The organism is Marinifilum caeruleilacunae (assembly GCF_013141825.1).
Lineage (GTDB): Bacteria > Bacteroidota > Bacteroidia > Bacteroidales > Marinifilaceae > Marinifilum > Marinifilum caeruleilacunae.
On record NZ_RZNH01000026.1, the window covers coordinates 1 to 21,602 of the forward strand.

20 protein-coding genes are annotated in these 21,602 nt (G+C 38.6%); 14 read left to right on the forward strand and 6 right to left on the reverse strand.

Annotated features, from left to right (window positions below):
* The 9 genes from ELS83_RS14400 to ELS83_RS14440 all read left to right on the forward strand — a co-directional run.
* Positions 1-911: HYR domain-containing protein (locus ELS83_RS14400; protein WP_171596262.1), on the forward strand; the 911-nt coding region annotated here is incomplete at its 5' end.
* A gap of 19 nt (positions 912-930) precedes the next feature.
* Positions 931-1,611: a hypothetical protein gene (locus ELS83_RS14405; RefSeq protein ID WP_171596263.1), complete on the forward strand. Its 681-nt coding sequence runs from the start codon at positions 931-933 to the stop codon at positions 1,609-1,611.
* 19 nt (positions 1,612-1,630) lie between these two features.
* On the forward strand, positions 1,631-2,452 hold the full coding sequence (locus ELS83_RS14410) for a hypothetical protein (protein WP_171596264.1): 822 nt from the start codon (positions 1,631-1,633) through the stop codon (positions 2,450-2,452).
* A 30-nt stretch (positions 2,453-2,482) separates the two neighbouring features.
* Positions 2,483-3,331, forward strand: coding sequence for a hypothetical protein (locus tag ELS83_RS14415; protein ID WP_171596265.1), 849 nt, complete (start codon positions 2,483-2,485; stop codon positions 3,329-3,331).
* 107 nt (positions 3,332-3,438) lie between these two features.
* Positions 3,439-4,158 carry a hypothetical protein gene (locus ELS83_RS14420; protein WP_171596266.1) on the forward strand — a complete coding sequence of 240 codons (720 nt, stop codon included), beginning with the start codon at positions 3,439-3,441 and terminating at the stop codon, positions 4,156-4,158.
* 13 nt (positions 4,159-4,171) lie between these two features.
* Positions 4,172-4,900, forward strand: a complete 729-nt coding sequence (locus ELS83_RS14425) for a hypothetical protein (protein ID WP_171596267.1) — start codon at positions 4,172-4,174, stop codon at positions 4,898-4,900.
* A 12-nt stretch (positions 4,901-4,912) separates the two neighbouring features.
* Positions 4,913-5,629 carry a hypothetical protein gene (locus ELS83_RS14430; RefSeq protein WP_171596268.1) on the forward strand — a complete coding sequence of 239 codons (717 nt, stop codon included), beginning with the start codon at positions 4,913-4,915 and terminating at the stop codon, positions 5,627-5,629.
* Between the two features lie 24 nt (positions 5,630-5,653).
* Complete coding sequence (locus ELS83_RS14435) at positions 5,654-8,215, forward strand: T9SS type B sorting domain-containing protein (RefSeq protein ID WP_171596269.1); 2,562 nt, start codon at positions 5,654-5,656, stop codon at positions 8,213-8,215.
* A gap of 207 nt (positions 8,216-8,422) precedes the next feature.
* Positions 8,423-9,493 carry a PorP/SprF family type IX secretion system membrane protein gene (locus ELS83_RS14440; protein WP_171596270.1) on the forward strand — a complete coding sequence of 357 codons (1,071 nt, stop codon included), beginning with the start codon at positions 8,423-8,425 and terminating at the stop codon, positions 9,491-9,493.
* 50 nt (positions 9,494-9,543) lie between these two features.
* Here the strand turns inward: ELS83_RS14440 and rsmI are convergent, their stop codons facing one another.
* Together rsmI and ELS83_RS14450 are read right to left on the reverse strand one after the other, a co-directional pair.
* Complete coding sequence (gene rsmI / locus ELS83_RS14445) at positions 9,544-10,257, reverse strand: 16S rRNA (cytidine(1402)-2'-O)-methyltransferase (protein WP_171596271.1); 714 nt, start codon at positions 10,255-10,257, stop codon at positions 9,544-9,546.
* 5 nt (positions 10,258-10,262) lie between these two features.
* On the reverse strand, positions 10,263-10,916 hold the full coding sequence (locus tag ELS83_RS14450; protein WP_171596272.1) for a hypothetical protein: 654 nt from the start codon (positions 10,914-10,916) through the stop codon (positions 10,263-10,265).
* 274 nt (positions 10,917-11,190) lie between these two features.
* On the opposite strand from ELS83_RS14450, the gene ELS83_RS14455 reads away from it, so the two are divergent.
* Together ELS83_RS14455 and ELS83_RS14460 are read left to right on the forward strand one after the other, a co-directional pair.
* Positions 11,191-11,781 (forward strand): thymidine kinase, encoded by a 591-nt coding sequence (locus ELS83_RS14455; RefSeq protein ID WP_171596273.1) that lies wholly within the window; start codon positions 11,191-11,193, stop codon positions 11,779-11,781.
* A 7-nt stretch (positions 11,782-11,788) separates the two neighbouring features.
* Complete coding sequence (locus tag ELS83_RS14460) at positions 11,789-14,260, forward strand: bifunctional UDP-N-acetylmuramoyl-tripeptide:D-alanyl-D-alanine ligase/alanine racemase (RefSeq protein ID WP_171596274.1); 2,472 nt, start codon at positions 11,789-11,791, stop codon at positions 14,258-14,260.
* Positions 14,261-14,701: 441 nt separating this feature from the next.
* Here the strand turns inward: ELS83_RS14460 and ELS83_RS14465 are convergent, their stop codons facing one another.
* Positions 14,702-15,418, reverse strand: coding sequence for a Crp/Fnr family transcriptional regulator (locus ELS83_RS14465; RefSeq protein ID WP_171596275.1), 717 nt, complete (start codon positions 15,416-15,418; stop codon positions 14,702-14,704).
* A 158-nt stretch (positions 15,419-15,576) separates the two neighbouring features.
* Complete coding sequence (locus ELS83_RS14470) at positions 15,577-17,223, reverse strand: NAD+ synthase (protein WP_171596276.1); 1,647 nt, start codon at positions 17,221-17,223, stop codon at positions 15,577-15,579.
* Positions 17,224-17,521: 298 nt separating this feature from the next.
* On the opposite strand from ELS83_RS14470, the gene gldB reads away from it, so the two are divergent.
* Genes gldB through ELS83_RS14485 form a run of 3 tightly spaced genes read left to right on the forward strand, consistent with a single transcriptional unit; the run spans position 17,522 to position 19,866 of the window.
* Positions 17,522-18,520: a gliding motility lipoprotein GldB gene (gldB, locus tag ELS83_RS14475; RefSeq protein WP_171596277.1), complete on the forward strand. Its 999-nt coding sequence runs from the start codon at positions 17,522-17,524 to the stop codon at positions 18,518-18,520.
* A 13-nt stretch (positions 18,521-18,533) separates the two neighbouring features.
* Entirely contained in the window at positions 18,534-19,310 is a 777-nt protein-coding gene (locus tag ELS83_RS14480; protein WP_171596278.1) for a nitrilase-related carbon-nitrogen hydrolase, read from the forward strand.
* Between the two features lie 7 nt (positions 19,311-19,317).
* On the forward strand, positions 19,318-19,866 hold the full coding sequence (locus ELS83_RS14485) for a 5-formyltetrahydrofolate cyclo-ligase (RefSeq protein WP_171596279.1): 549 nt from the start codon (positions 19,318-19,320) through the stop codon (positions 19,864-19,866).
* Positions 19,867-19,933: 67 nt separating this feature from the next.
* Here ELS83_RS14485 and ELS83_RS14490 read toward each other — a convergent pair whose 3' ends face one another.
* On the reverse strand, positions 19,934-20,104 hold the full coding sequence (locus ELS83_RS14490) for a DUF362 domain-containing protein (RefSeq protein WP_083464674.1): 171 nt from the start codon (positions 20,102-20,104) through the stop codon (positions 19,934-19,936).
* A gap of 189 nt (positions 20,105-20,293) precedes the next feature.
* A complete protein-coding gene (locus ELS83_RS14495; protein ID WP_171596280.1) occupies positions 20,294-21,475 on the reverse strand; it encodes a M20 metallopeptidase family protein in 1,182 nt (393 codons plus the stop codon).
* Positions 21,476-21,602 lie beyond the last annotated feature (127 nt).

Here is a 21,602-nt window from a genome sequence, read left to right on the forward strand (position 1 = left end):
CAAGTAAGGTTGTGGTTTGGACCTATACTGATGCAAGTGGCAATTCAATCACTCAAAATCAGAATATCGTAATTGATGATACGACTGATCCAGTTGCTGATTTGGCAACACTTGCCGATGTAAATGCACAGTGTGAAGTAACAAGTTTAACAGCCCCAACTGCCACAGATAACTGTGATGGCGCAATTACGGGAACGCATACAGAAACTTTCCCAATCACGGCAAGTAAGGTTGTGGTTTGGACCTATACTGATGCAAGTGGCAATTCAATCACTCAAAATCAGAATATCGTAATTGATGATACGACTGATCCGACCATTACATGTCCAGGAAACCAGAATGAGAACTATACAGCCTCATGTAATTTTACTTTACCTGATTATACCGGATTGGCAACAGTTAATGATAACTGTGATCCAGCTCCTGTAGTGAGTCAAAGTCCGGCAATTGGTACAGTAATTACTGCAAATACAACAATTACTTTAACCGTTACCGATGTAAGCGGCAATTCAAGCAATTGCACGTTTGATGTGATTTTATCTGATATTATCGCTCCTGTATTAAGTGATTTATCAGACTTAAATATTATTGATTGTGCCGATGATGAGACCATTATCCCGCAGGTGAAAGTTTTTGCAGGATTGGCACTACCGGCAGCAAGATATTCGGATAATTGTTCAGCCACATTTACGGTTCAGTATAGAATTCAATTGCCAGACTCAAGTTTTGCTAACAATTATGGATCGGCAGCAACAGGAGCATCGGTTTCAGATCCTAGCGGCTTTGAATTCCCCGAAGGAGAATCAACAATATTCTTCAGAGTATTAGATGCAAGCGGAAATATATCAAATATAGAATCATATACGATTTCGGTAAATCATAAACCGAATCCATCAGCAATAAATTTTTAATAAAATAAATATAGTCGACATGAAAACAAATTTTACAAAACTATTGGTTAGTTGCTTCTTCATATTATTGGGATATGGAGTTAATGCACAAACACAGAATTTGAGTGTGGGGATTTCACATTCATATACTGTAGCACCTGAAAATGCAGGGAATACACTTGCCTGGAGTATTACTGGTGTTGAGAATACAGATTGGGAAGTTGCATCTGGAGCTTTGAATACAGCTGCAGTAGAAATTCGCTGGAAGAAACCAGGAACTTACACCATGCAATTTACCGAGACCGAAAGTCATACTGGTGTGGACTGTTCTACAACGGTACAGTTAACAGTTATTGTTGCAAATGACTTTGATGTTGTGATTGCAGATGCAGCAACAGCAGCAAGTTGTGCTACAGGTTCAACAGGAAATACGGATGTAACATTTACTCTAACCAAGACAAATGGTTCGAATAGCTGGACTTTCGACTACACAACAATTGGTTTGGCAACAGAAATTACAGGTAATGATATTGCTGCAACAGGTAATACTCACGACTTGACTATTTCTTTGACAAATACAGCTGACGGTAGCGACCAAACATTTAAAGTCCAAATCTCTGACGTGAAAGATTCATTTGGTAACCTATCAACTACAGGTGATGATGACACAGCGAATGTTACAATTTACGGTGTACCAAATACAGGAAGTATTACATTTTAATTAGCATAAATAAATCGACATGAAATCTCTATTTAAAGTATTAATGGTTATTGTGGGAGTATTAGTATTTGCCAATACTCAAGCACAAAATACAGGAACAACTCCTTTTGCAGGATCAACTCATACTTATACAATTACAAAAAGTAGTCTTGCCAATACAAGCCTGGCTTGGACTATTACCTCGGGTACCGCAGGTGTAGATTATAACTTTGTTGGACCAACCGATCAGGAGTCTGTACAGGTGGAATGGTTAACAGCTAACACTTATACTCTTCAAGTGATTGAATCAAGAACTGATATTGGAATGGCATGTCCAACAACTCGTCAGATTTCAGTAGCAGTTAGTGCGAATAACTTTGATGTTTATGCTGAACTTGTAAGTACTGCTGAAGCTTGTGCTACAGTAGTTGATCCTGTTGTAGATGCAGATGTTCTTGGTGACAACACTACAGATGTATTCGGTACAACAACAAGAGAATTTAAAGTGAAAATGCAAGGTGGTGACAATACAAAATCATGGTCGTTTGATTATGCATTAACCGACTTGTCAGCATTTAACCTTGGAGGTATTACTGCAGTTAACATTACAGGTGGTACTGCTACAGGTAATAATATTGTAGTTGCTGCCGGAACTTCAGAAGTAACAATCTCTATCAGCTATAACACGAATAAAAATACAGTAGGTACAAATGGTCAGGATTCAGATTTTGATATTGAATTAGCTGTAACGAATGCTGAAGATCAACTTGGAACTCCTGATAGCGTTACTACAGATGCAAGTAATAAAACTAAGTATACTGTTAGAGCAGTACCAGCAACTACAGGTATTACAACTGACTAATTTTGAAACTCTGAAAAAACTTAATATATCATGAAAAGATTATTAAAAATAACTTTTGTTCTGGCAATTTCATTAATTGCATTTGGAACATATGCACAAGACGCGACTCACGCTGTTGGTTCTCTTCATAAATTTAAAGTTAATGGTGGAGCATCACATTTGGCTGATCACGTAGGAAATACTTATACATGGGCTGTTTACCAATCGGATGGAACTACACCAGCTACAGCAACTGACTTTGTTTTTGCTACAACTGAAACAGGTGTAGATGTAAACATGGTTGATATTCGTTGGTTAAAAGCAGGTACTTTCTTTGTGGAAGTAACTGAGGCTAATGGAGCAGGAGCTTGTACAACTTTAAGAAGACTTGAAATTTTAGTATCAGCAGGTGCAATCGATCTTCTTGTATTGGCATCGAATGATAGTGGAACTGAAGTTTCGGGAGCTGGCTTAACTACATGTAACGATAGTAGTGGAGCAATCATCGATAATGCAACTAGTAATTTTGGAAACTCGGCTAGATATTTCACAGTATCGATGAGTACCGACGGACAAGCTTGGACTTCTGGTGAATGGGGATTTGACTTTGCAACTTTAGCGGGTGCGACTGTTACAACAACAACTGCAGGTGTAACTGTTGGAGCTACAACAATTAATGTACCAACGGGTGAATCTACAGTTACATTTAAGGTTGAGTTCGCGAATACTCCTGGACCATCTCCAGCGAATGATATTACTTTAGGTTTTGTTGCTTCGAACGCATTTATTACTACAGCAGGTGGTAATACTAGCGAAGATGGAACTAACCTTGCTAATAACACACCAGCTCAGCATGTAATTAAAGCTTCTCCAAATACAAGCGTAATTACAATCGACTAACTTGTAAAATTTGTTGACTTACATATAAAAGTCCTTCCCGGAGAAATCCGGGAAGGCATTTACTAAAAAAAGAAATTTTGCACAAAAGGACATTACATAGAATTCTGATGACACTGTTCGTAACAGTGATGGCTTTGGCTTCAGCGAAGGCTCAGGATCCTTATGTGGCATTGCCTGGTGCAACACACCAATTCACGGTGTCCGAAAATATCGGGAATACCTACGAATGGAAAGTTTATATCGTAAGCAACTGGACCGATCAAAAAGATGCCCTTTTGGCAGATAATGATGGTTTAAATGGAGACGATGACTTTTTATTTGTTGGAGGAGAATATCAGAAACATCAAATTAATATCACATTCCTTAATGAAGGGAAATACTATGTGATTGCTGAGGAATTTAACTCAGGAATAACTTGTTCTTCGAGAAGAGCATTTGCGTTGGAAGTTCTAGGAAGCGAAGCAACAATAGAATTCAAAGATCTCGTATCAGACGACTGTGCTGATGCAGATAATAGTTTTGCTACAGAAATGATAGCAATGTTTGATTCGGGAACAGAATTGGCCGAATCGCAATATCCAGTTACGGTAAACTATCGTTTAGATGGTGATACTGCAGACCGAACTGCGACAATTACATATGCAGATAAAATGCTTAATGTATTAGGCATTATTGAAGATGAAAATAACGAGACAATCAATAATATAACCATTATGAGTGCGACAACCACTTATGGTGGAACACTCAAAATTGTGACAGGGAAAGAGGTTCATGTCAGAACCATACATGCTTTACCTGCCAAACCAGTAATTACTGTGAAAAACTAAAAACAAACTAGATATGAAAAAGTTACAAAAACTCTTATTGCTTGCTATTTTTAGCATAGGTATTTTCGGAACTGCCAAAGCACAGGTTCCTACTGTAGATGCAACTCAAAATGGTGTTGTTGCCGGAGGTAAGTATACTTATACGGTACCTAATACTGCCGGACAATCATGGACCTGGACTATAATTGATAACACCGGAGCCATTCTTGATGGTACAGGTGGAGAATATGCTATGGTTGATGTGGAAGACTATGAAAAGGAGATTACCTGGAATACAAATGGTACTTTCTATGTATTAGTTGAGACTACAATCGACCTAACAGGCTGTACCAACCAATATGCAATTCAAGTGAACGTAGCTTCTAATGATTATACTGTAGCATTTAATGCAGGTACTACTAAAGTATATTGTGCCGACGATGCAAATATTGCTTCTGGTCTTGAAATGACTTTAGATATTACGCTTGCAGGTGGAGCTCCAGCAGCAGCTTATTATGATATGGAAGTTCAATTCCAGGTTGATGGTGGTGCAACTCAAACCGCAACAATCGGAGCTGATCACAAATTCAACATTCCTGGTATTACAATCGCTGACCCAGTAGCACCGGCAATGGCAAACATTACCGTAACTATCGTTAAGGTAACTGATAAAAATGGTGTAGAATTCACTCCATTGGCAGCTGATCAGGATCTAGTTATCGCAATTAACCCAATCCCAGCTAAACCAACTATTAGCTTCTAATAAAATATAGATATGAAAAAAATACTATCATTAATCGTATTCGCTTTTGCATTTGCCGGAATGGCAAATGCACAGCAAAATCAAACTGTAACGTCTGGTTCAGATCATACCTATACAGCCAACCCTCAGGCAGGAACTACTCCTGATCACTATGTGTGGCAGGTTGTAGATGGATCTGATGTAGCAGTAATTGATTTAACAGGAGAAACAGGGGCTACCCTTGCTATCACATGGGATGCTGTAAATTTTACGGTAGGTCAAACTTACAGATTGAAATCACAAGTTGTTGATGACAATAACTGTATCTCAGAGGTTGTTTATGTTGATGTAACCATTGCAGCTGAAGCCTTTGTGAATTTTGCAGCTGCTGCTACAAATGTGATCACTTGTTCTGACTTGAATGGTGGAGTTTCAGGTGGTTTGGCAGATCAAAGTTTATTCGAACTTGAATTTACTGGCGGAGTAGGTCCATATGAAGTAACCTACGAAATTAGAGATGCATCGAATGCTGTTGTTCAGGGACCAACTACTGTTCCTAACTTGAACAATGGTGATGATCTTACAATCAATAACAATTTCGTAAATGAGACTGGTGCTGATGTTAACTACACAGTAGTAATTACTGAAGCTAAAACAAATGATGGTGCTGATGTTACTGTTAATGCAGATAACTCTAGAACAATTACTGTTCATACGAAACCAGTTATCATGAATCTTACTTTGAATTAATCATTAAGATTGAAAAAATAGATGTTGAGAACCTTACTACATAAAACATTGCTTACCGCACTGCTGATCCTTTTAGGAGGATTAGCGGCTGTGGCGCAGCAGTATGTAGTAAAGGGAACAACTCTTAACTTCAAGGTTGACGAAAATCCTTCATACAAGTACCATTGGTCGGTAACCAACACTTCAACTGGCTCTGTTGCCTATTTGGCATCAACTACATTTGAATCGGGCGATTACCAATTTAATGCCCCTGGTACTTACGAAGTAAAAGTGTATCCGGAAGATTTGGGAACACACTGTTTTGGTGAGGCTCTTACCATGCTTGTTGTGGTTGATGATGCTACTCCAACAGCCGTATTCGAAGATCTTGAAGTACCATATGTATGTGCTCAAAACAATGGTGGAGATGCCAATGGTAAGGTGAGTGTAACCGTGAATTACACAGGACCTAAGCCTTGGACATTTAAGTACTCTATTGATAGAGCTCCTGCGATATTACCTGATGGTGCCGACCAGATTTTTACCGATTCGTTTACTTTCGATCTTGAAATTCCGAATACAACAGGTAAAACTCATAGAGCCGAGATATTACTGGTTGAAGCAAAAACAATTAGTGGAATTCCGGTTGAAGAAGATTTGGCAAATCAAACACTTGAAGTGGATGTGATGGCATTGCCAAACACAACATTTGGCGATTACGAACCTGTAATTCAGTCGGGAACCATTCAAGCCTATACCGCTACCATTGAAAAGAATGAAAATTACGAAATTTTCGTTCCAGCTGGAGCTACTGTTTTAAATGAAAGTACCACCCGTTTAAGTGATAATTTCCACAGCGAACTTAGCTTCGATGTTCAGTGGGCAGTTGCTCCTGGCGATTATCAGGTAAAACTGATAGAAAGAAGTGCTTTCGATTGTGCAGGTGATACAGTATATGCAAATGTAACTGTTGTAGAATCATTCTCAGTGAGCCTGGGAGACGATTTAAGCTTCTGTTCAGGTGAAACAAGAGTGCTTACGCCAGTTATCGATTTTGATGGAAACTACACTTACTTATGGTCTGATGGATCTACAAATCCAACATTAGAGGTAAGTGAAACGGGTATATATTCTGTTACAGTTACCGATACAAACACAGGAAAACAGTCTTCGGCTGTAGTAAATGTTACGGTTTGGAGTGCTCCTGATGTTGATTTAGGTCCGGATTACCAATTGGCAGATGCTGAAATTCTGACTCTTGATGCTGGAAATCCTGGAGCTGATTACTTGTGGTCAACAAGTGAAACAACACAAACCATTCAGGTAAGTACAAGTAATACCTATAGTGTTACTGTTACAAACGCAAATGGATGTTCTGCTTCCGATGAGATTGTTATCACAAGTGTAAACGATGTATTTGCCATTGAATTGGGCGATGATCAGGACATTTGTGTGGGTGACGAAATCGTTCTGAATCCGAATCCTTCAATCGACCAGAATTATACCTATTTATGGTCAAATGGAGCAGCAACTTCTACCTTAACAGTTAGCGAAACAGGAATCTATTCTGTAACTGTTAGAGATGATGCAGGAAACGAACAAAGCGATAATATTAGCATTACGGTTCACGAATTGCCAATCGTCGATCTGGGTGAAGATATTACCTTATTCGATGATGAAACAGCTACACTTGATGCTGGTGATGGTGGATTAAACGGATCATACGAGTGGAATACTGGTGAATCAACACAGCAGATCACAGTTTCGGAAGAGAATGTTTATTCTGTTCTGGTAACAAGCGAGTTTGGCTGTACCAATACCGATGAGATTCTGGTAACCAAACGTGAAGGTAAATTTGCCATCGATCTAGGCGAAGATATCGACGATGTTTGTTTAGGTGAGACCATTTATTTAACTCCTAAAATTACAACGAATCAAGCCGACTTTACGCCAACTTATAGCTGGACAGGTCCAACAGAATCAACAGAAGAAGGAATTTACGTTGATAAGAGCAGTAAGTATTGTGTTACTGTTACCGATCAGCATGGAAATGCAGAACAAGATTGTATCGAGGTAACATTCAATCCAACACCGGAAGTTGATTTAGGTGATGACATTCAATTGGCAAGTGGTCAGGTTGTAGAACTGGATGCCGGTAATGTAGGTTCAACTTACCTATGGTTTGTAAATGCCGATATCGCAATTAAACCTAGTGCTATCGATCAGGTAATTCAGGTAAGTCAGGCTGGAGAATACCGCGTTGAGGTAACAAACGAGTTTGGATGTATTGGTAGAGATACAATTAACGTATCGTCAAATACCAGTCAATACAATGTTTATTTGCCAACAGCATTCTCTCCAAGTTCGAGAAATATCGACAATAAGGAGTTGAAACTATTTGGTGATACCGATCAAATTAAGGATATGAGTCTGATCGTGATGAACCGACTTGGTCATAAAGTATTCCAGACCAAACACAATATTCCTTGGGATGGAACGTATAAAGGACAAAAAGTTGACATGGACGTTTATGTTTACTTCCTGAAAGTCACATTTAAGGACGGTAGTCAGATGCAAACACAAGGAAATATTACCTTGTTAAGATAGATTTGATCAATTGATTTTTATTAATGATATTTTTTCAAATTGATTAGTTATATTTAGAGCGCCAAAATGGATAGTTGTTTTATCAAATTAGATCGTGTGATGTTTGGGTAATAATGTGATATTACCCATTTTCATATTTTGTTTTGGGGTTTTATGCCATTGAAAAAGAGATAGTTGAAGAGAGTTGGCAAACCCAGGTGAGTGTTTATGAGAAAAAGTATTCTTATTTTCCTGCTGATAGTTTTTTTGGGAGTTTTTAAGCTCTCGGCGCAGCGTGTACACTCTTCTCAGTTCTATTCTATCCCGTTATTGTTAAACCCGGCACTTACCGGAAATTCCGATTATAACCTTCGTGGCGGTGTAAATTATCGTAATCAGTGGAACTCTGTTACCATACCCTTTGTTTCCCAGGCTGTATTCGTTGATGGTAAACTTTCTACCCAACTCTTAAGTTCATCATGGATTGGTGTGGGAGGAATGATTTTTAATGATAAAGCAGGGGATGGTGGACTGAAAACTACCCAGGTCATGTTTGCATCTTCACTCAATAAAAGCTTGAATGCAGGAAATACACTCTTCCTTCATGCAGGTCTGGGAGTCGAGATGATTAATAAATCTGTCGATCTTAGTAAGCTAACTTTTGGTGAAGAACTCGATAATCCTGGTGGTGCCAGTGGAGAGAATTTTATCTCCCAGTCACTTTTCTATATGGATTTCTCTTTAGGCTTTCAAATGACTTATTTTAGGGGTAAAACCAAATATTTTATGGGTTCGGCCGTGAGTCACATTAACGAGCCAAAGGAATCATTCTACCGTTACGAAGACGAAGAAATCAACTTTAGTACCAATAACCTGAAAAGAAGGTTTGCTTGGCATGGAGGTGTTGAGAGCAGAATTAGCCCTCGAATGTATTTCAAACCTGAAATCATGTACACCACCGAGAAAAATGCAAATGAGTGGATTGCAGGAGCCAATTTTATGACTCTGTTTGGCAATCGAGGAACCATTTTCCATTATGGGCTGTGGTACCGCTTTACGCAGGATATTATCCCGGCTTTTGGCTACGAAAAGAAACGATTAAAAATCATGCTTACCTATGATATTAATGTTTCCGATTTGCAGGTTGCATCTTCAAGTCGAGGAGGTCTGGAAATCTCTTTAACCTATAATTACAACTACTCCAACCCTCGTGAGATTAGAAAACTAAAACGTCGACAAAAAGTGAAAAAACTGGGCGACAAAGCAATTTCTTGTCCTAAATTTTCTCACGAAGATTAATTTTTTACTTAGCAGTTATTGGCTAACTGAAAATATTTCACTGTTCACTCTTACATTCTGTCCTTCTTGATATACTCTTTCTTCTTTTTCTCGACGGTTTTACCTTCAATAATCAGTACAATTTCTCCTTTTACGGTTTTTGCACTAAAATGAGCAATCAGTTCTTTCAAAGAACCCCTCGCATTTTCTTCATGAAGCTTTGTAAGTTCTCTCGAAACCGAAGCCTTTCTTTCCTCTCCAAATACTTCGGCAAATTGTTGCAAACTTTTTACCAATCGGTGAGGCGATTCATAAAATATCATGGTTCGGCTTTCATCAGCCAGTTCATTCAATTTTGTTTGTCTGCCTTTTTTCTGAGGCAGAAATCCTTCAAAGCAAAAACGATCCGAAGGCAAGCCTGAATTTACCAGCGCAGGAACAAAAGCCGTTGCTCCTGGCAAACATTCAACCTCAATTCCAAGTTCGATACAATGCTTTACCAGGAAAAATCCAGGGTCCGAAATGCCAGGAGTACCCGCATCAGAAATCAGGGCAATCGATTCGCCTGCCAAAATACGATTGGCAATATTCTCAGAAGTTTTGTGCTCGTTAAACTTATGATGCGAAAGAAGAGGCTTGCTAATTTCAAAATGCTTTAAAAGAAAACCAGAAGTCCTGGTATCTTCTGCCAAAATTAAATCAACGCTTTTTAAGGTATTAATCGATCGTATGGTAATATCCTCCAAATTTCCAATTGGAGTAGGCACAAGGTATAATTTTGACATATATTTTAGAATTTTCTTTTGGTAAGTTCCATAAACTGAATCACGGTAGGATTCTCAAAATCCCAATCCGTTTTGCTCTTAAAATGATCTTCGATAAGCGCCAGGCTATCGGTCTGATTAATGAAATTGATACTGGAATTGTAAGCCTCGGTATTGTTGTCGAACAATTCGCGAATAAATAAAAACCTATCGTTAATTCCTATGGCCGTTTGAATGTCGCTAATTTTATTCTGAACCAATCTTTCACCGATAACATCTGAAGAATTTTGCTGCAGCTGATCATTTAAAATAGAATCAGAATTGACCTCAGCATTTTTCCTTTCTTCAACTTTATTTACGCTTTTGTTTTCTTCCAACTCTTCCTTTACAGGGATATTTGTTTTCTCAGGCTGAACCGCTGCTTCCACTTTTTTTACTTCATCTTTTTCTACCACTTCAGCTTTCTCCTGCAACACTTGTATTACTTCGTCCTGCTGTGTTTTTTCCTGATTCAGGTCATCCTTAATCAATCGAAATTCTTTCGAAAGACCATCAATTCTATCCGATAGCAAATGCAATCCTTTATGCAAATCATCAGGATTATTTTTAAAATGATCCAAAAGACTTTGAATTTCTTCCGTCTTATTTTGAAGCAGTTGAAGTAATATTTTGTGATCCATCATAATTGAATTTAAGGAGTTAACAGGCAAATTCCTTGTTTGTACAATTTCTATACAAAGAAACGAGATTTTTTTGATTTGATTGTTTCTCGAATCATTAGATTCTTTTCCTATTTTTGTGTATCTATGATGAACCATTTATAAATCACATAATAATTGCAATGCATTAGGCTTATTAATTTGAAAATCACTCACAAAACAAGGCTTGTGAATGAGTGCCAATTTGGCTTTAAAATCATCTAATAAGCGTAAAAAACTACCTAAACTATAATAAATGTTTCTTGAAAATGATATAAACAGAGCAGGTCGCCAGGGATGGATTGAAGTGATTGTAGGGTCGATGTTTTCTGGAAAAACAGAAGAGCTGATTCGTCGATTGAATCGTGCCAAAATTGCTCGACAGAAAGTAGAAATTTTTAAACCGCATATCGATGTTCGTTACTCCGAAGATGAGGTGGTTTCGCATAATTCAAACTCAATACGATCAACCCCGGTAGAAACCTCTGCCAATATTTTACTTCTTGCCAGTAATGTAGATGTTGTTGGTATAGACGAAGCCCAGTTTTTCGATGAAGGATTATCCGAAGTATGCAACGAACTGGCAAACCAAGGGGTTCGTGTAATTGTTGCAGGACTCGATATGGATTTTAGAGGAAACCCTTTTGGACCCATTCCAAGCCTGATGGCTCGTGCCGAATATGTAACAAAAGTCCACGCCGTTTGTATGCGTTGCGGAAGTTTGGCAAATTATTCACACCGCCTGTCCGAAGCCGACAAGCTTGTAGTTTTGGGCGAGAAAGAAGAGTACGAACCACTTTGCAGAGCGTGCTACACCAAAATATATAACGAAACCGAAACAAAATAAGAACTCAATGAGATCTGAACAATCGTATACACTGGAATCCATATCACAAATTGTTGATGGGAATCTAATCGGGAACACCGATGTGAAGATTCAATCCATATCGATTGATAGCAGATCTCTCTACCTGCCCGAGGAAACTGTATTTTTTGCCATTACAGGCGAACGCCACGATGGGCACCATTACATTGCCGATCTTTATCAAAAAGGAGTTCGTGCTTTTGTAATCAATTCTTCATTTGATAGAGCTGAAGAATTTCCCGAAGCAAACTTTATTGTGGTGGGCAACACACTAAATGCTTTACAAAAACTGGCGGCAAAGCATAGGTCTCAATTCAATTATCCGGTAATCGGTATTACCGGAAGCAATGGAAAAACCATTGTAAAAGAGTGGCTCAACCAAATTGTACAAACTAGCTTTCAACCTGTTCGTAGCCCGAAAAGCTACAATTCGCAGGTAGGAGTACCATTGTCGGTTTGGAATTTAAACTCAAATGCCAGGCTCGGAATTTTCGAAGCGGGAATTTCCCAGGCAGGCGAAATGGAAAATCTTGCCAAAATCATAAAACCCACCATTGGTGTGTTTACCCACCTTGGCGAGGCCCATCTCGAAAACTTCGAAGACAAGCAACACTTGCTCAACGAAAAAATAAAACTCTTTTCCACCTGCGAAAAAGTAGTCTACTGTTCCGACGATCCAATGGTGGTAACCACCTTTGTTTTGAGCATGGAAGCCAAGCAGGAACAATATACATGGGCGCGAAATAAACATGCATTTTTCAGAATCCTTAAGGAGAGCATCGAAGGCAATCAAACAAGAATTGAGTACAAAACAGGACGATTGGTAAACGAATTTGTGATTCCATTTACCGACAGAGCTTCTGTCGATAATGCCATTACCACCTATGTAACAGCCCTCGTTCTCAATCTCGACTACCGATTCGTGAACGCAGAAATGCCAAAGCTCGAACCCATAGCCATGCGTATGGAAATCAAAGAAGGTTTTGGCAATTGCACGTTAATTAACGACTACTACAATTCCGACCTCGGATCATTGGAAATTGCTGTAGATCTCATGAATCGCCAGCAAACCGATAAGAAAAAATGCATCATCCTGTCCGACATCTATCAATCGGGTTATACCGAAAAAAGGCTGTACAGGGCAGTAGCCAAACTAATCAGTAAAAACAAAATCGATAGAATCATTGGCATTGGCGAAAAACTATCAAAACATGCCAACATGTTCGATCCCCATGCAGTTTTCTATCCAAACACCAATCTGTTTCTTTCACACTTCGATCGTAGCAAATTCAAAGACGAGGTAATACTTATTAAAGGAGCCCGCGATTTTCACTTCGAAAGAATCTCAAATGCCCTTCAATATAAGGCCCACAGAACCGTTTTAGAGGTCGATTTAAATGCAATGATACACAACCTGAATTATTTCAGATCATTGCTTAAACCACAAACAAAGCTTACCGTAATGGTAAAAGCCTTCTCCTATGGAAGCGGATCGGTCGAAATTGCAAATCTCCTGCAATATCATCGTGTCGATTACCTGGCTGTGGCCATCGCCGATGAAGGCGTAGAACTCCGAAATGCCGGAGTTCATGTTCCCATCATCGTAATGAATCCCGAAGCACACAGCTTCGAAACCATGATCGAATACAAACTCGAACCCGAAATTTACAATCTAAAAATCCTCGAAGAATTTCAGCGTGCGCTAAAAAAGAATGTGGTAAAAAACTACCCAATTCACATTAAATTCGATACCGGAATGCACCGTATGGGCTTTCTCCAGGAAGATCAGGAAGAATTGATTTCCCATCTAAAAAACAACGATCATTTCTATATTCGTTCCGTATTTTCACACCTGGCCGGAGCCGACGAAATTCAGCACGACGATTATACCAAACATCAAATCGAACTGTTCAAGCAGTGGAGCAAGCAAGTTTGCAAACATTTCACCTATCCAATCGATAGGCACATTCTCAACTCTGCCGGCATCGAACGCTTTGCCGATGCACAATTCGAAATGGTTCGTCTCGGCATTGGATTATACGGAATTAGCGCCGTTCACCAGGATAAACTAATGAATGTAAGCACACTCAAAACCACCATATCCCAAATTAAAACCATCACAAAAGAAAACACCATTGGTTACGGCCGCAAAGGAGTACTGCAAAAAGATACCCGCATCGGAATCATACCAATCGGTTATGCCGATGGTTTCAGCAGAAAACTCAGCAATGGAGTCGGAAAAGTAATGGTTAATGGCAAACTTTGCCCCGTAGTTGGCAACGTGTGTATGGACATGAGCATGATCGACCTAAGCAATACCAAAGCCAGCGAAGGCGATACAGTTGTTATTTTTGGCGACAATTATCCCGTAAGCCTCATGGCCCAACAGCTCGATACCATTCCATACGAAATTCTTACCACCGTATCGCGCCGCGTAAAACGCATTTATTTACAGGAATAATTTTTTTGATATTAGGGTGTTCCCCTTCGGGTCGGGCTATCCGTTGCAAGTCCTCGCTTCGCTCCGGGCTTTCCACTACTATCCCTAACACAAACCCAAAGGCAAACTTCGCCAAAACAGGAAATGTTCCCATTTTTTCACTTGCCCTTTCAGGGCGCAATCTATGCCAGTACAATTATACCCAGGACTTTGCCCAGGGCTGAATTCAACACGGCTTTCAGCCGTAAAATCATAAAATAAATCAGCACAACTTTGTCATCTTCCAAAAGAGTAAATTGCTTGCAACTGCAAACCAACAATAACTAGATCAATAATCATCCGCCCTGAAAGGGCAAGTTAACTCAGGTCAAACATTGCCATTTCAATACACTGTTTCCAAACAAAAAGGCATTAAAAAAGAGGCACCGTTTCCAATGCCTCCTCAATATTGTCTTTAACTTGTTATCCTAATTTACTAATTCTATCAAGGCGAACCTTGTCTAGTATTTTAATTTTTCTTCCGTCAATGGCAATCACACCCTCACTTGCAAATGTCGATAGCGTACGAATTGCATTCGAAGTAGTCATGTTCGACAGGTTTGCAATATCTTCTCTCGATAGGTAAACCTTAATGGTTGCTTCATCTTCTTCAAATCCGTAGGTATCACGAAGAAACAACAAAGATTCAGCCAATCTACCTCTAATGTGCTTTTGCGTAAGTGTAATGGTTCTGTTATTCGAGAAACCAAGTTCGGTTGATAACGAACGGATAATACACAAAGCCAGTTCGGCATTAGAGCGGATCAATTTTAGAATCAGGTCGTAGCTAACGGTACAAGTAATCGAATCTTCGATCGCAACAGCCGAAGCAATATTGTTCTCTTCCGCAAATAAAGCACGGTAGCCAATAAAGCCAATCGGTTTAGCCATACGAACGATTTGCTCGCGCCCGCCAACACCTTCTTTAAAAATTTTAACTTTCCCTTCCGACAAACAAATTAACCCAATAGGTCTTTCACCTTCTTTGTAAATGTATTCACCTTTCTTGAAAAAAGAACATGTCATATTGGACTTCAGCTCTTCTTTCTCGTCCGGAGTAAGAACATTGAATACAGAGTTAGGGTTATTGATTACTTCTCCACAAATAGTCTCTCTTGACTTTCTTTCATTCTCAATCATTACAATAATCGGATATGGTTATAAAAAATATACTTGCATGTTGTAAAACAGTTCAAAAGTATATAAAAGCATTTAAACGGAAAAACAAATAGAGAAAAATATCCTTATTTAGACAATGTTCGACAACATGCAGTTTTATAGGTGTTTCTACCCATATACTAGTGTTTTGCTACCAATGGAATTTTACGACCAAAGCCGAAAGCCTTTGATGAAACGCGCAATATAGGTGGCGTTTGAAATCTTTTGTACTCATTCATATTTACCAGGCGAATTGCTTTTGCAACCGTTTCCGCCTCAAAACCATCTGCAATAATTTCTTGCGAAGACATATTTTTTTCTATATATCGGTACAAAATTCCATCCAAAACGTCGTAATCAGGTAGTGAATCAGAATCTTTCTGATCCGGACGCAATTCTGCCGATGGTGGCTTAACAATCGTATTTTCAGGAATTACTTCACCATCCTTGTTCATAAACCAGGCCATTTTAAACACATCGGTTTTATAAACATCTCCCAATACCGATAAACCACCATTCATATCGCCATATAAAGTGCCATATCCAACTGCAGCCTCACTTTTGTTTGATGTATTTAACAGAATGTGTCCAAATTTGTTCGACAATCCCATTACCAGCGTTCCCCTGATTCTTGCCTGAATATTTTCCTCGGCAACATTAAATGGCAAATCACCAAAGCTAGGCTTAAGCGCTTTCTGAAATTCTCCAAAAATTTCCTGGATATTCACAATTTCGTACTCAATGCCTAAATTTTCCGCCAAATCAACAGCATCTTTAATCGAATGATCCGATGAAAACTCCGAAGGCATTAGCAATACACGAACATTTTCTTTGCCCAAGGCACGTTCAGCCAATACTACTGTTACAGCCGAATCGATACCGCCCGAAAGTCCTAAGGTTGCCTGCTTAAAGCCCATTTTGCCAAAATAATCTTTTAGTCCAAGCACCAAAGCATCATGAATTTTCTCGATATAATCGACTTCCTCACTTTCAATCGACTTCTCTTCAATCTCATTCAAATCAATTACCTGGTAATCTTCTTCGAAATATTTCAAACGGCAGGCTACATCACCTTTCGAGTTTAGAACCATCGAGTCTCCATCAAAAATCAATTCGGTATGTGCTCCAATTTGATTCACATATACAATTGGCAAATTGTAACGGTTCGAAGTCGATTTCAGAATGTTTGTTCTAACATCTTTTTGGTTATAAGAAAATGGTGAAGCTGCAATGTTTACCACAAAATCAGGATTCAGTTTATTCAACTCTTCCATTGGAGAAATGGTGTATAGCTCCGATTTTGCAAAATTATTATCTGTAGGTTGCTTTTCCCACAAGTCTTCACAAACCGTTATGGCAATTTTCTTGCCCTTATATTCGATTAATGAGAATTCGGTGTTGGGTTCAAAATACCTGTATTCATCGAAAATATCGTAGTTCGGAAGAAGGGTTTTATTGTGAATGCTCTGCACCTTTCCATCCTCAAGAAAGAAAGCAGAATTGTACAAATTCTTTCCTTTGGTATTCGGATTTATTGAAGGACCACCAACAACGGCAGCTACATTGGTACATGCTTCGGCCACCTTTTGCAAAGCAAGTTGTGTTCTTTCAATAAAATCTTTTCTCTCCAATAAGTCTTTTGGTGGATATCCACAGATTGCCAATTCCGAAAATACGACCAAATCAACATTGTCCTTTTTCGATTTTTCGATGGCAGAGATAATTTTCTCCGTATTACTATCGAAGTTACCAATGTGGTAGTTCAATTGTGCTAAAGCTATTTTCATTCTTTTCTGGAAATAAGAGTTCAGGTTCAAGATATTGGATCCGATCTGAAATCCGTTGTTAGTTATTGTAGACTATAAGCAAATCATGAAATCCACCTTTCGATTGATCTTTCATTTATCACCCCTAATCTATTATATGCATGGCAAATTTAATTATAAAATGGGAATGATTCCATTGAAAATTAAGATATCCACAAGCTAAATCTGAAGAAATCTTTTTCTTTAAATTATGCTTTGTTTATTTTTGAGAATCATAATCGGGATTTTACGCCCAAAATCAATAAATCTGAACAACAATATGAAGTATCTTCAAAAAATATCAGCACTTTTAATTTGTGCGATTGTTCTCTTTTCATGTAATTCTAAAAACACTTCAAGTGTATCTCATATCTCTGTCGATCTTACAATTAAAAGATTCGATAAAGACTTGTTTCTGCTTAAGGAAACCCAGGATTTTTCCCAATTCAAAAAAGAATATGCCGATTTTCTTCCCTTGTTCAGTTACAAGGTAATCGGTCTTGGCAATCCCGATGATCCAAATTATATGGAGTACTTGAATCAATTTCTAAACGATTCGACCATGAACCAGGTGGCCAGCGAAGTGGCAAAGGTTTTTCCCAATTTAGAGGAAGATGAAGCAGACCTTGAACAAGCTTTCAAATACCTGAAATATTATTTTCCTGAACGAAATGTACCTAAGGTCTTTGCACAGATTTCAGGATTCAACCAATCGGTAGTGGTTGCCGAAGATTTGATCGGTATCAGCCTCGATAAATATTTGGGTGAGGATTGTGAGTTTTACTCCTTACTGGCAACGCCTTTGTATGCACGAAAAAATATGATCCCTGAACGCGTTTCCCAGGATGTAATTCTGGCTTACGGATTAACCGAATTTCCTTTCACCCCAAAAACAGATGATTTAATAAGCAACATGATTTACCAAGGGAAAATCAGGTATTTTGTAAGCAAATTAATGCCTGGAAAATCGGAAGCCGAAGCCATGAAATATACACAGGAACAACTCGATTGGTGTAAGAATAATGAAGACCTGATTTGGGGATATATCATTGAGCAAAAGCATTTATTCAATACGCAATACCGCACCATTATAAAGTATATCAATGATGGGCCTTTTACACCTGGTATGCCTGAAGATTCACCTTCAAGAACTGGTATCTGGATCGGCCTGCAAATTGTGAAAGAGTTTATGGAGAAGAACAAAGATTATAGCCTAAGCGACCTGATGAAGGAAAACGATTATGCTATGATTTTAAGATCATCATCCTACCAGCCATAAAACCATTTGTGATATGAAATTAGCTCTTGTTCAGTTTGCACCAGTATTTGGAGATCTGCAATCAAGCATGCAAAAGTTGGAACTCTTGCTTCAGAAAGCAAAAGATGCCGATTTGATTGTATTGCCTGAAATGGCCAATACTGGCTACAATTTCGATTCGAAAAAACAAGCATATGCTTTGTCCGAGCCAGCACAGAACAGCTTGTTTGTTGAGTTTTTAATAAATCAGTGTAAACGATACAATTTTGCACTTGTAACTGGCTTTGCAGAAAAAGAAGGAGAGAAACTGTACAATTCAGCACTTTTAATCGATGAGAGTGGGGTAGTATCTACTTATCGAAAGCTACACCTTTTCATGAATGAGAAAAATATTTTTGAAGCTGGCGATATCGACTTGGAAGTAATAGATTACAAAGGAACAAAGTTGGGCATGCTGGTTTGTTTCGACTGGATGTTTCCCGAAGCATGGAGAAAACTAGCCTTGCAAGGAGCAGAACTCATTTTGCATCCCTCCAACCTGGTATTGCCTTATGCGCAATCGGTAATTCCTTCCTATGCTTTGGTAAATAGAATGTATATTGCAACAGCAAATAGGGTTGGAAGTGAGAAAGATTTGACATTTACCGGCCAATCGGTAATTGCAGGGTGCAAAGGCGAAATTTTAGCCAAAGCAGGAGTGGAAACGGAAGAAGTACTTATGGTTGATATAGATCCGAGCCTGGCTCTCAACAAAATGATTACACCTTTAAATGATGCATTTGAAGACAGGAGAACAGACAAATACGAATAACAAAAATATGAACACAACTAATATTGACGACCAGAAACGAATCATCAGAAAAGAGATCAAATTGTTGAAGCAGGATTACTCGATGCAGCAACGCAAAGAAATGTCGATACCAATTCTTGAGAAATTGGAAGAATTGCCAGAGTTTAAATTGGCAAAAACGGTAATGTTATACTGGTCGATGAAGGATGAAGTGTTCTCGCACGAATTTGTTTGCAAATGGGCCAAAGAAAAAAAGGTGATTCTTCCTTGTGTGAAAGGTCAAACCCTGGATCTTAAAGTTTTTAGAGATGTTGATAGTCTGGTAGATGGCGAAAATTATGGGATTCCTGAACCTGATGGTCCTGTTTTTATGGCCGAAGATGAGATTGATTTGATTCTGATTCCTGGTGTTGCCTTCGATAAAGAAAATAACAGAATGGGGAGAGGTAAAGCCTATTACGATCGTTTACTACAATCTTTAAGTGCCTTTAAGGTTGGAATATGTTTCGATTTCCAGGTATTGGATCAGGTTCCCATTGACCAACACGATATCAAAATGGACCATGTTGTTTATTAGAAGCGATAAGATAAAAAAAAGCCAGTGATCTGATCACTGGCTTTTTTTAATATCGGTTATTCTGCGATTATTCAGCGTGAATAGCTTCTACTGGACAAGCGTCAACACAAGTACCACAATCAGTACAAAGATCTGCGTCGATTACATAGCGCTCATCACCCATAGAGATAGCTTCAACAGGACATTCCCCTTCACAAGAACCGCATGAAATACAGTCGTCGTTAATTACGTAAGCCATTTTATTTTAATTTTAGTGTTAATACTTATGCAAATGTAATATCATATTTTTAATGGAGAAACAATTTTCTCAGGAAATACTTTATTTTGAAACAGATTAAATAATGAACAATAACAAAATAAGATCCTTAAATATCAGAAATAAAGACAATTGAGTCTTTTATTTGGATTGTAAAAGGGTAAAAATAAGCTATTTGTTCAAATATGATATTGCCATCCAGGCCATTACACTCATCGAAGTTTTCAAAGCTTTTTCGTTGGCTTCGAAGTTTGGTGTATGCAAAGAGCCCGGTTTTTCCGATTTTACTCCAAATCGATAAAAGCTAACCGGGTACTTCTGCGAATAAAAACCAAAGTCTTCAGTAGTCATTCTAATATCCATGTTCACTACTTTCTCTTCTCCCAGTAATTCAATGGCGTCATTTTTTGCCTGCTCGGTATATTTTTCATGATTAACCAGGAAAGGATAACCATGTCGGATATCTACTTCGCATTCGGCTCCCATTCCTTTGGCTGTAGATTTGGCAATGTCGCTTATCAATTGCTTGGCCTTGCTTCTCCACTCTTCGTTCATGGTTCTGAATGTTCCTGCAATTTTAACCTCGCCAGGAATGATATTGGTTGCACCATTGGCCTCAATTTTCCCAAAAGACAAAACTGTTGGAATTCTGGCATCGCAATGTCGGCTTACAATTTGCTGAAGTGCTACAATGATATGAGATGCGATCAGAACATTATCAGTGCACTTGTGAGGCATGGCTGCATGTCCACCTTTCCCTTTTACCGTCAAATAAATTTCATCACCCGAAGCCATATACATTCCCGACCTGAATCCTACTGTTCCGGTTGGCATATCGGGCAATACATGAGCGCCAAGAATCCATTCCGGTTCAGGTTGCAAAGCGCCTTCTTCCATCATTAATCTTGCTCCACCAGGCAAAAGTTCTTCTCCAGGCTGAAAAATCAAAAGAATTGTTCCTTCCCATTCCGATTTGAACTGGTTTAAAATTTTTGCAGTTCCCAGTAAACTTGCCATATGCATATCGTGTCCACAGGCATGCATTACGCCAATGTTTTTCGAACAGTATTTATTCTCCGGATTTTCATCAATTGGCAAGGCATCCATATCAGAACGCAAAGCAATTACTTTTTTCGAAGGATTTTTGCCTTCAATTTTCCCAACGATACCAGTTTTTACATGTCCATTGGTAAAAGGAATTCCATATTCATCCAGTTTGGATTGAATGAATTTTGATGTCTCAAATTCTTCGAATGATAATTCTGGATATTGATGTAAATGAGAGCGAATTTCAATAATTTCTGATTCTATTGAATTGGCAAACTCTTTAATCTTGTCTTTTAAATTGGTCATGGTTCTGGTTAATAATTTAAATGTAGCCCGAATGTAATCATTATTCCTCACCTACAAATCTAATAATACTTTAGCGATTTGACTTATCAATACTCAAGCTGGTATGCTTATTGATAGGTACAAGTTG

What these genes read in the sequence shown, in the direction of transcription:
- ELS83_RS14405 (WP_171596263.1), top strand. Translation starts at nt 931, where the DNA reads ATGAAAACAAATTTTACAAAACTATTGGTTAGTTGCTTCTTCATATTA.
- ELS83_RS14410 (WP_171596264.1), top strand. Translation starts at nt 1,631, where the DNA reads ATGAAATCTCTATTTAAAGTATTAATGGTTATTGTGGGAGTATTAGTA.
- ELS83_RS14415 (WP_171596265.1), top strand. Translation starts at nt 2,483, where the DNA reads ATGAAAAGATTATTAAAAATAACTTTTGTTCTGGCAATTTCATTAATT.
- ELS83_RS14420 (WP_171596266.1), top strand. Translation starts at nt 3,439, where the DNA reads ATGACACTGTTCGTAACAGTGATGGCTTTGGCTTCAGCGAAGGCTCAG.
- ELS83_RS14425 (WP_171596267.1), top strand. Translation starts at nt 4,172, where the DNA reads ATGAAAAAGTTACAAAAACTCTTATTGCTTGCTATTTTTAGCATAGGT.
- ELS83_RS14430 (WP_171596268.1), top strand. Translation starts at nt 4,913, where the DNA reads ATGAAAAAAATACTATCATTAATCGTATTCGCTTTTGCATTTGCCGGA.
- ELS83_RS14440 (WP_171596270.1), top strand. Translation starts at nt 8,423, where the DNA reads ATGAGAAAAAGTATTCTTATTTTCCTGCTGATAGTTTTTTTGGGAGTT.
- rsmI (WP_171596271.1), bottom strand. Translation starts at nt 10,257, where the DNA reads ATGTCAAAATTATACCTTGTGCCTACTCCAATTGGAAATTTGGAGGAT.
- ELS83_RS14450 (WP_171596272.1), bottom strand. Translation starts at nt 10,916, where the DNA reads ATGGATCACAAAATATTACTTCAACTGCTTCAAAATAAGACGGAAGAA.
- ELS83_RS14455 (WP_171596273.1), top strand. Translation starts at nt 11,191, where the DNA reads ATGTTTCTTGAAAATGATATAAACAGAGCAGGTCGCCAGGGATGGATT.
- ELS83_RS14460 (WP_171596274.1), top strand. Translation starts at nt 11,789, where the DNA reads ATGAGATCTGAACAATCGTATACACTGGAATCCATATCACAAATTGTT.
- ELS83_RS14465 (WP_171596275.1), bottom strand. Translation starts at nt 15,418, where the DNA reads ATGATTGAGAATGAAAGAAAGTCAAGAGAGACTATTTGTGGAGAAGTA.
- ELS83_RS14470 (WP_171596276.1), bottom strand. Translation starts at nt 17,223, where the DNA reads ATGAAAATAGCTTTAGCACAATTGAACTACCACATTGGTAACTTCGAT.
- gldB (WP_171596277.1), top strand. Translation starts at nt 17,522, where the DNA reads ATGAAGTATCTTCAAAAAATATCAGCACTTTTAATTTGTGCGATTGTT.
- ELS83_RS14480 (WP_171596278.1), top strand. Translation starts at nt 18,534, where the DNA reads ATGAAATTAGCTCTTGTTCAGTTTGCACCAGTATTTGGAGATCTGCAA.
- ELS83_RS14485 (WP_171596279.1), top strand. Translation starts at nt 19,318, where the DNA reads ATGAACACAACTAATATTGACGACCAGAAACGAATCATCAGAAAAGAG.
- ELS83_RS14490 (WP_083464674.1), bottom strand. Translation starts at nt 20,104, where the DNA reads ATGGCTTACGTAATTAACGACGACTGTATTTCATGCGGTTCTTGTGAA.
- ELS83_RS14495 (WP_171596280.1), bottom strand. Translation starts at nt 21,475, where the DNA reads ATGACCAATTTAAAAGACAAGATTAAAGAGTTTGCCAATTCAATAGAA.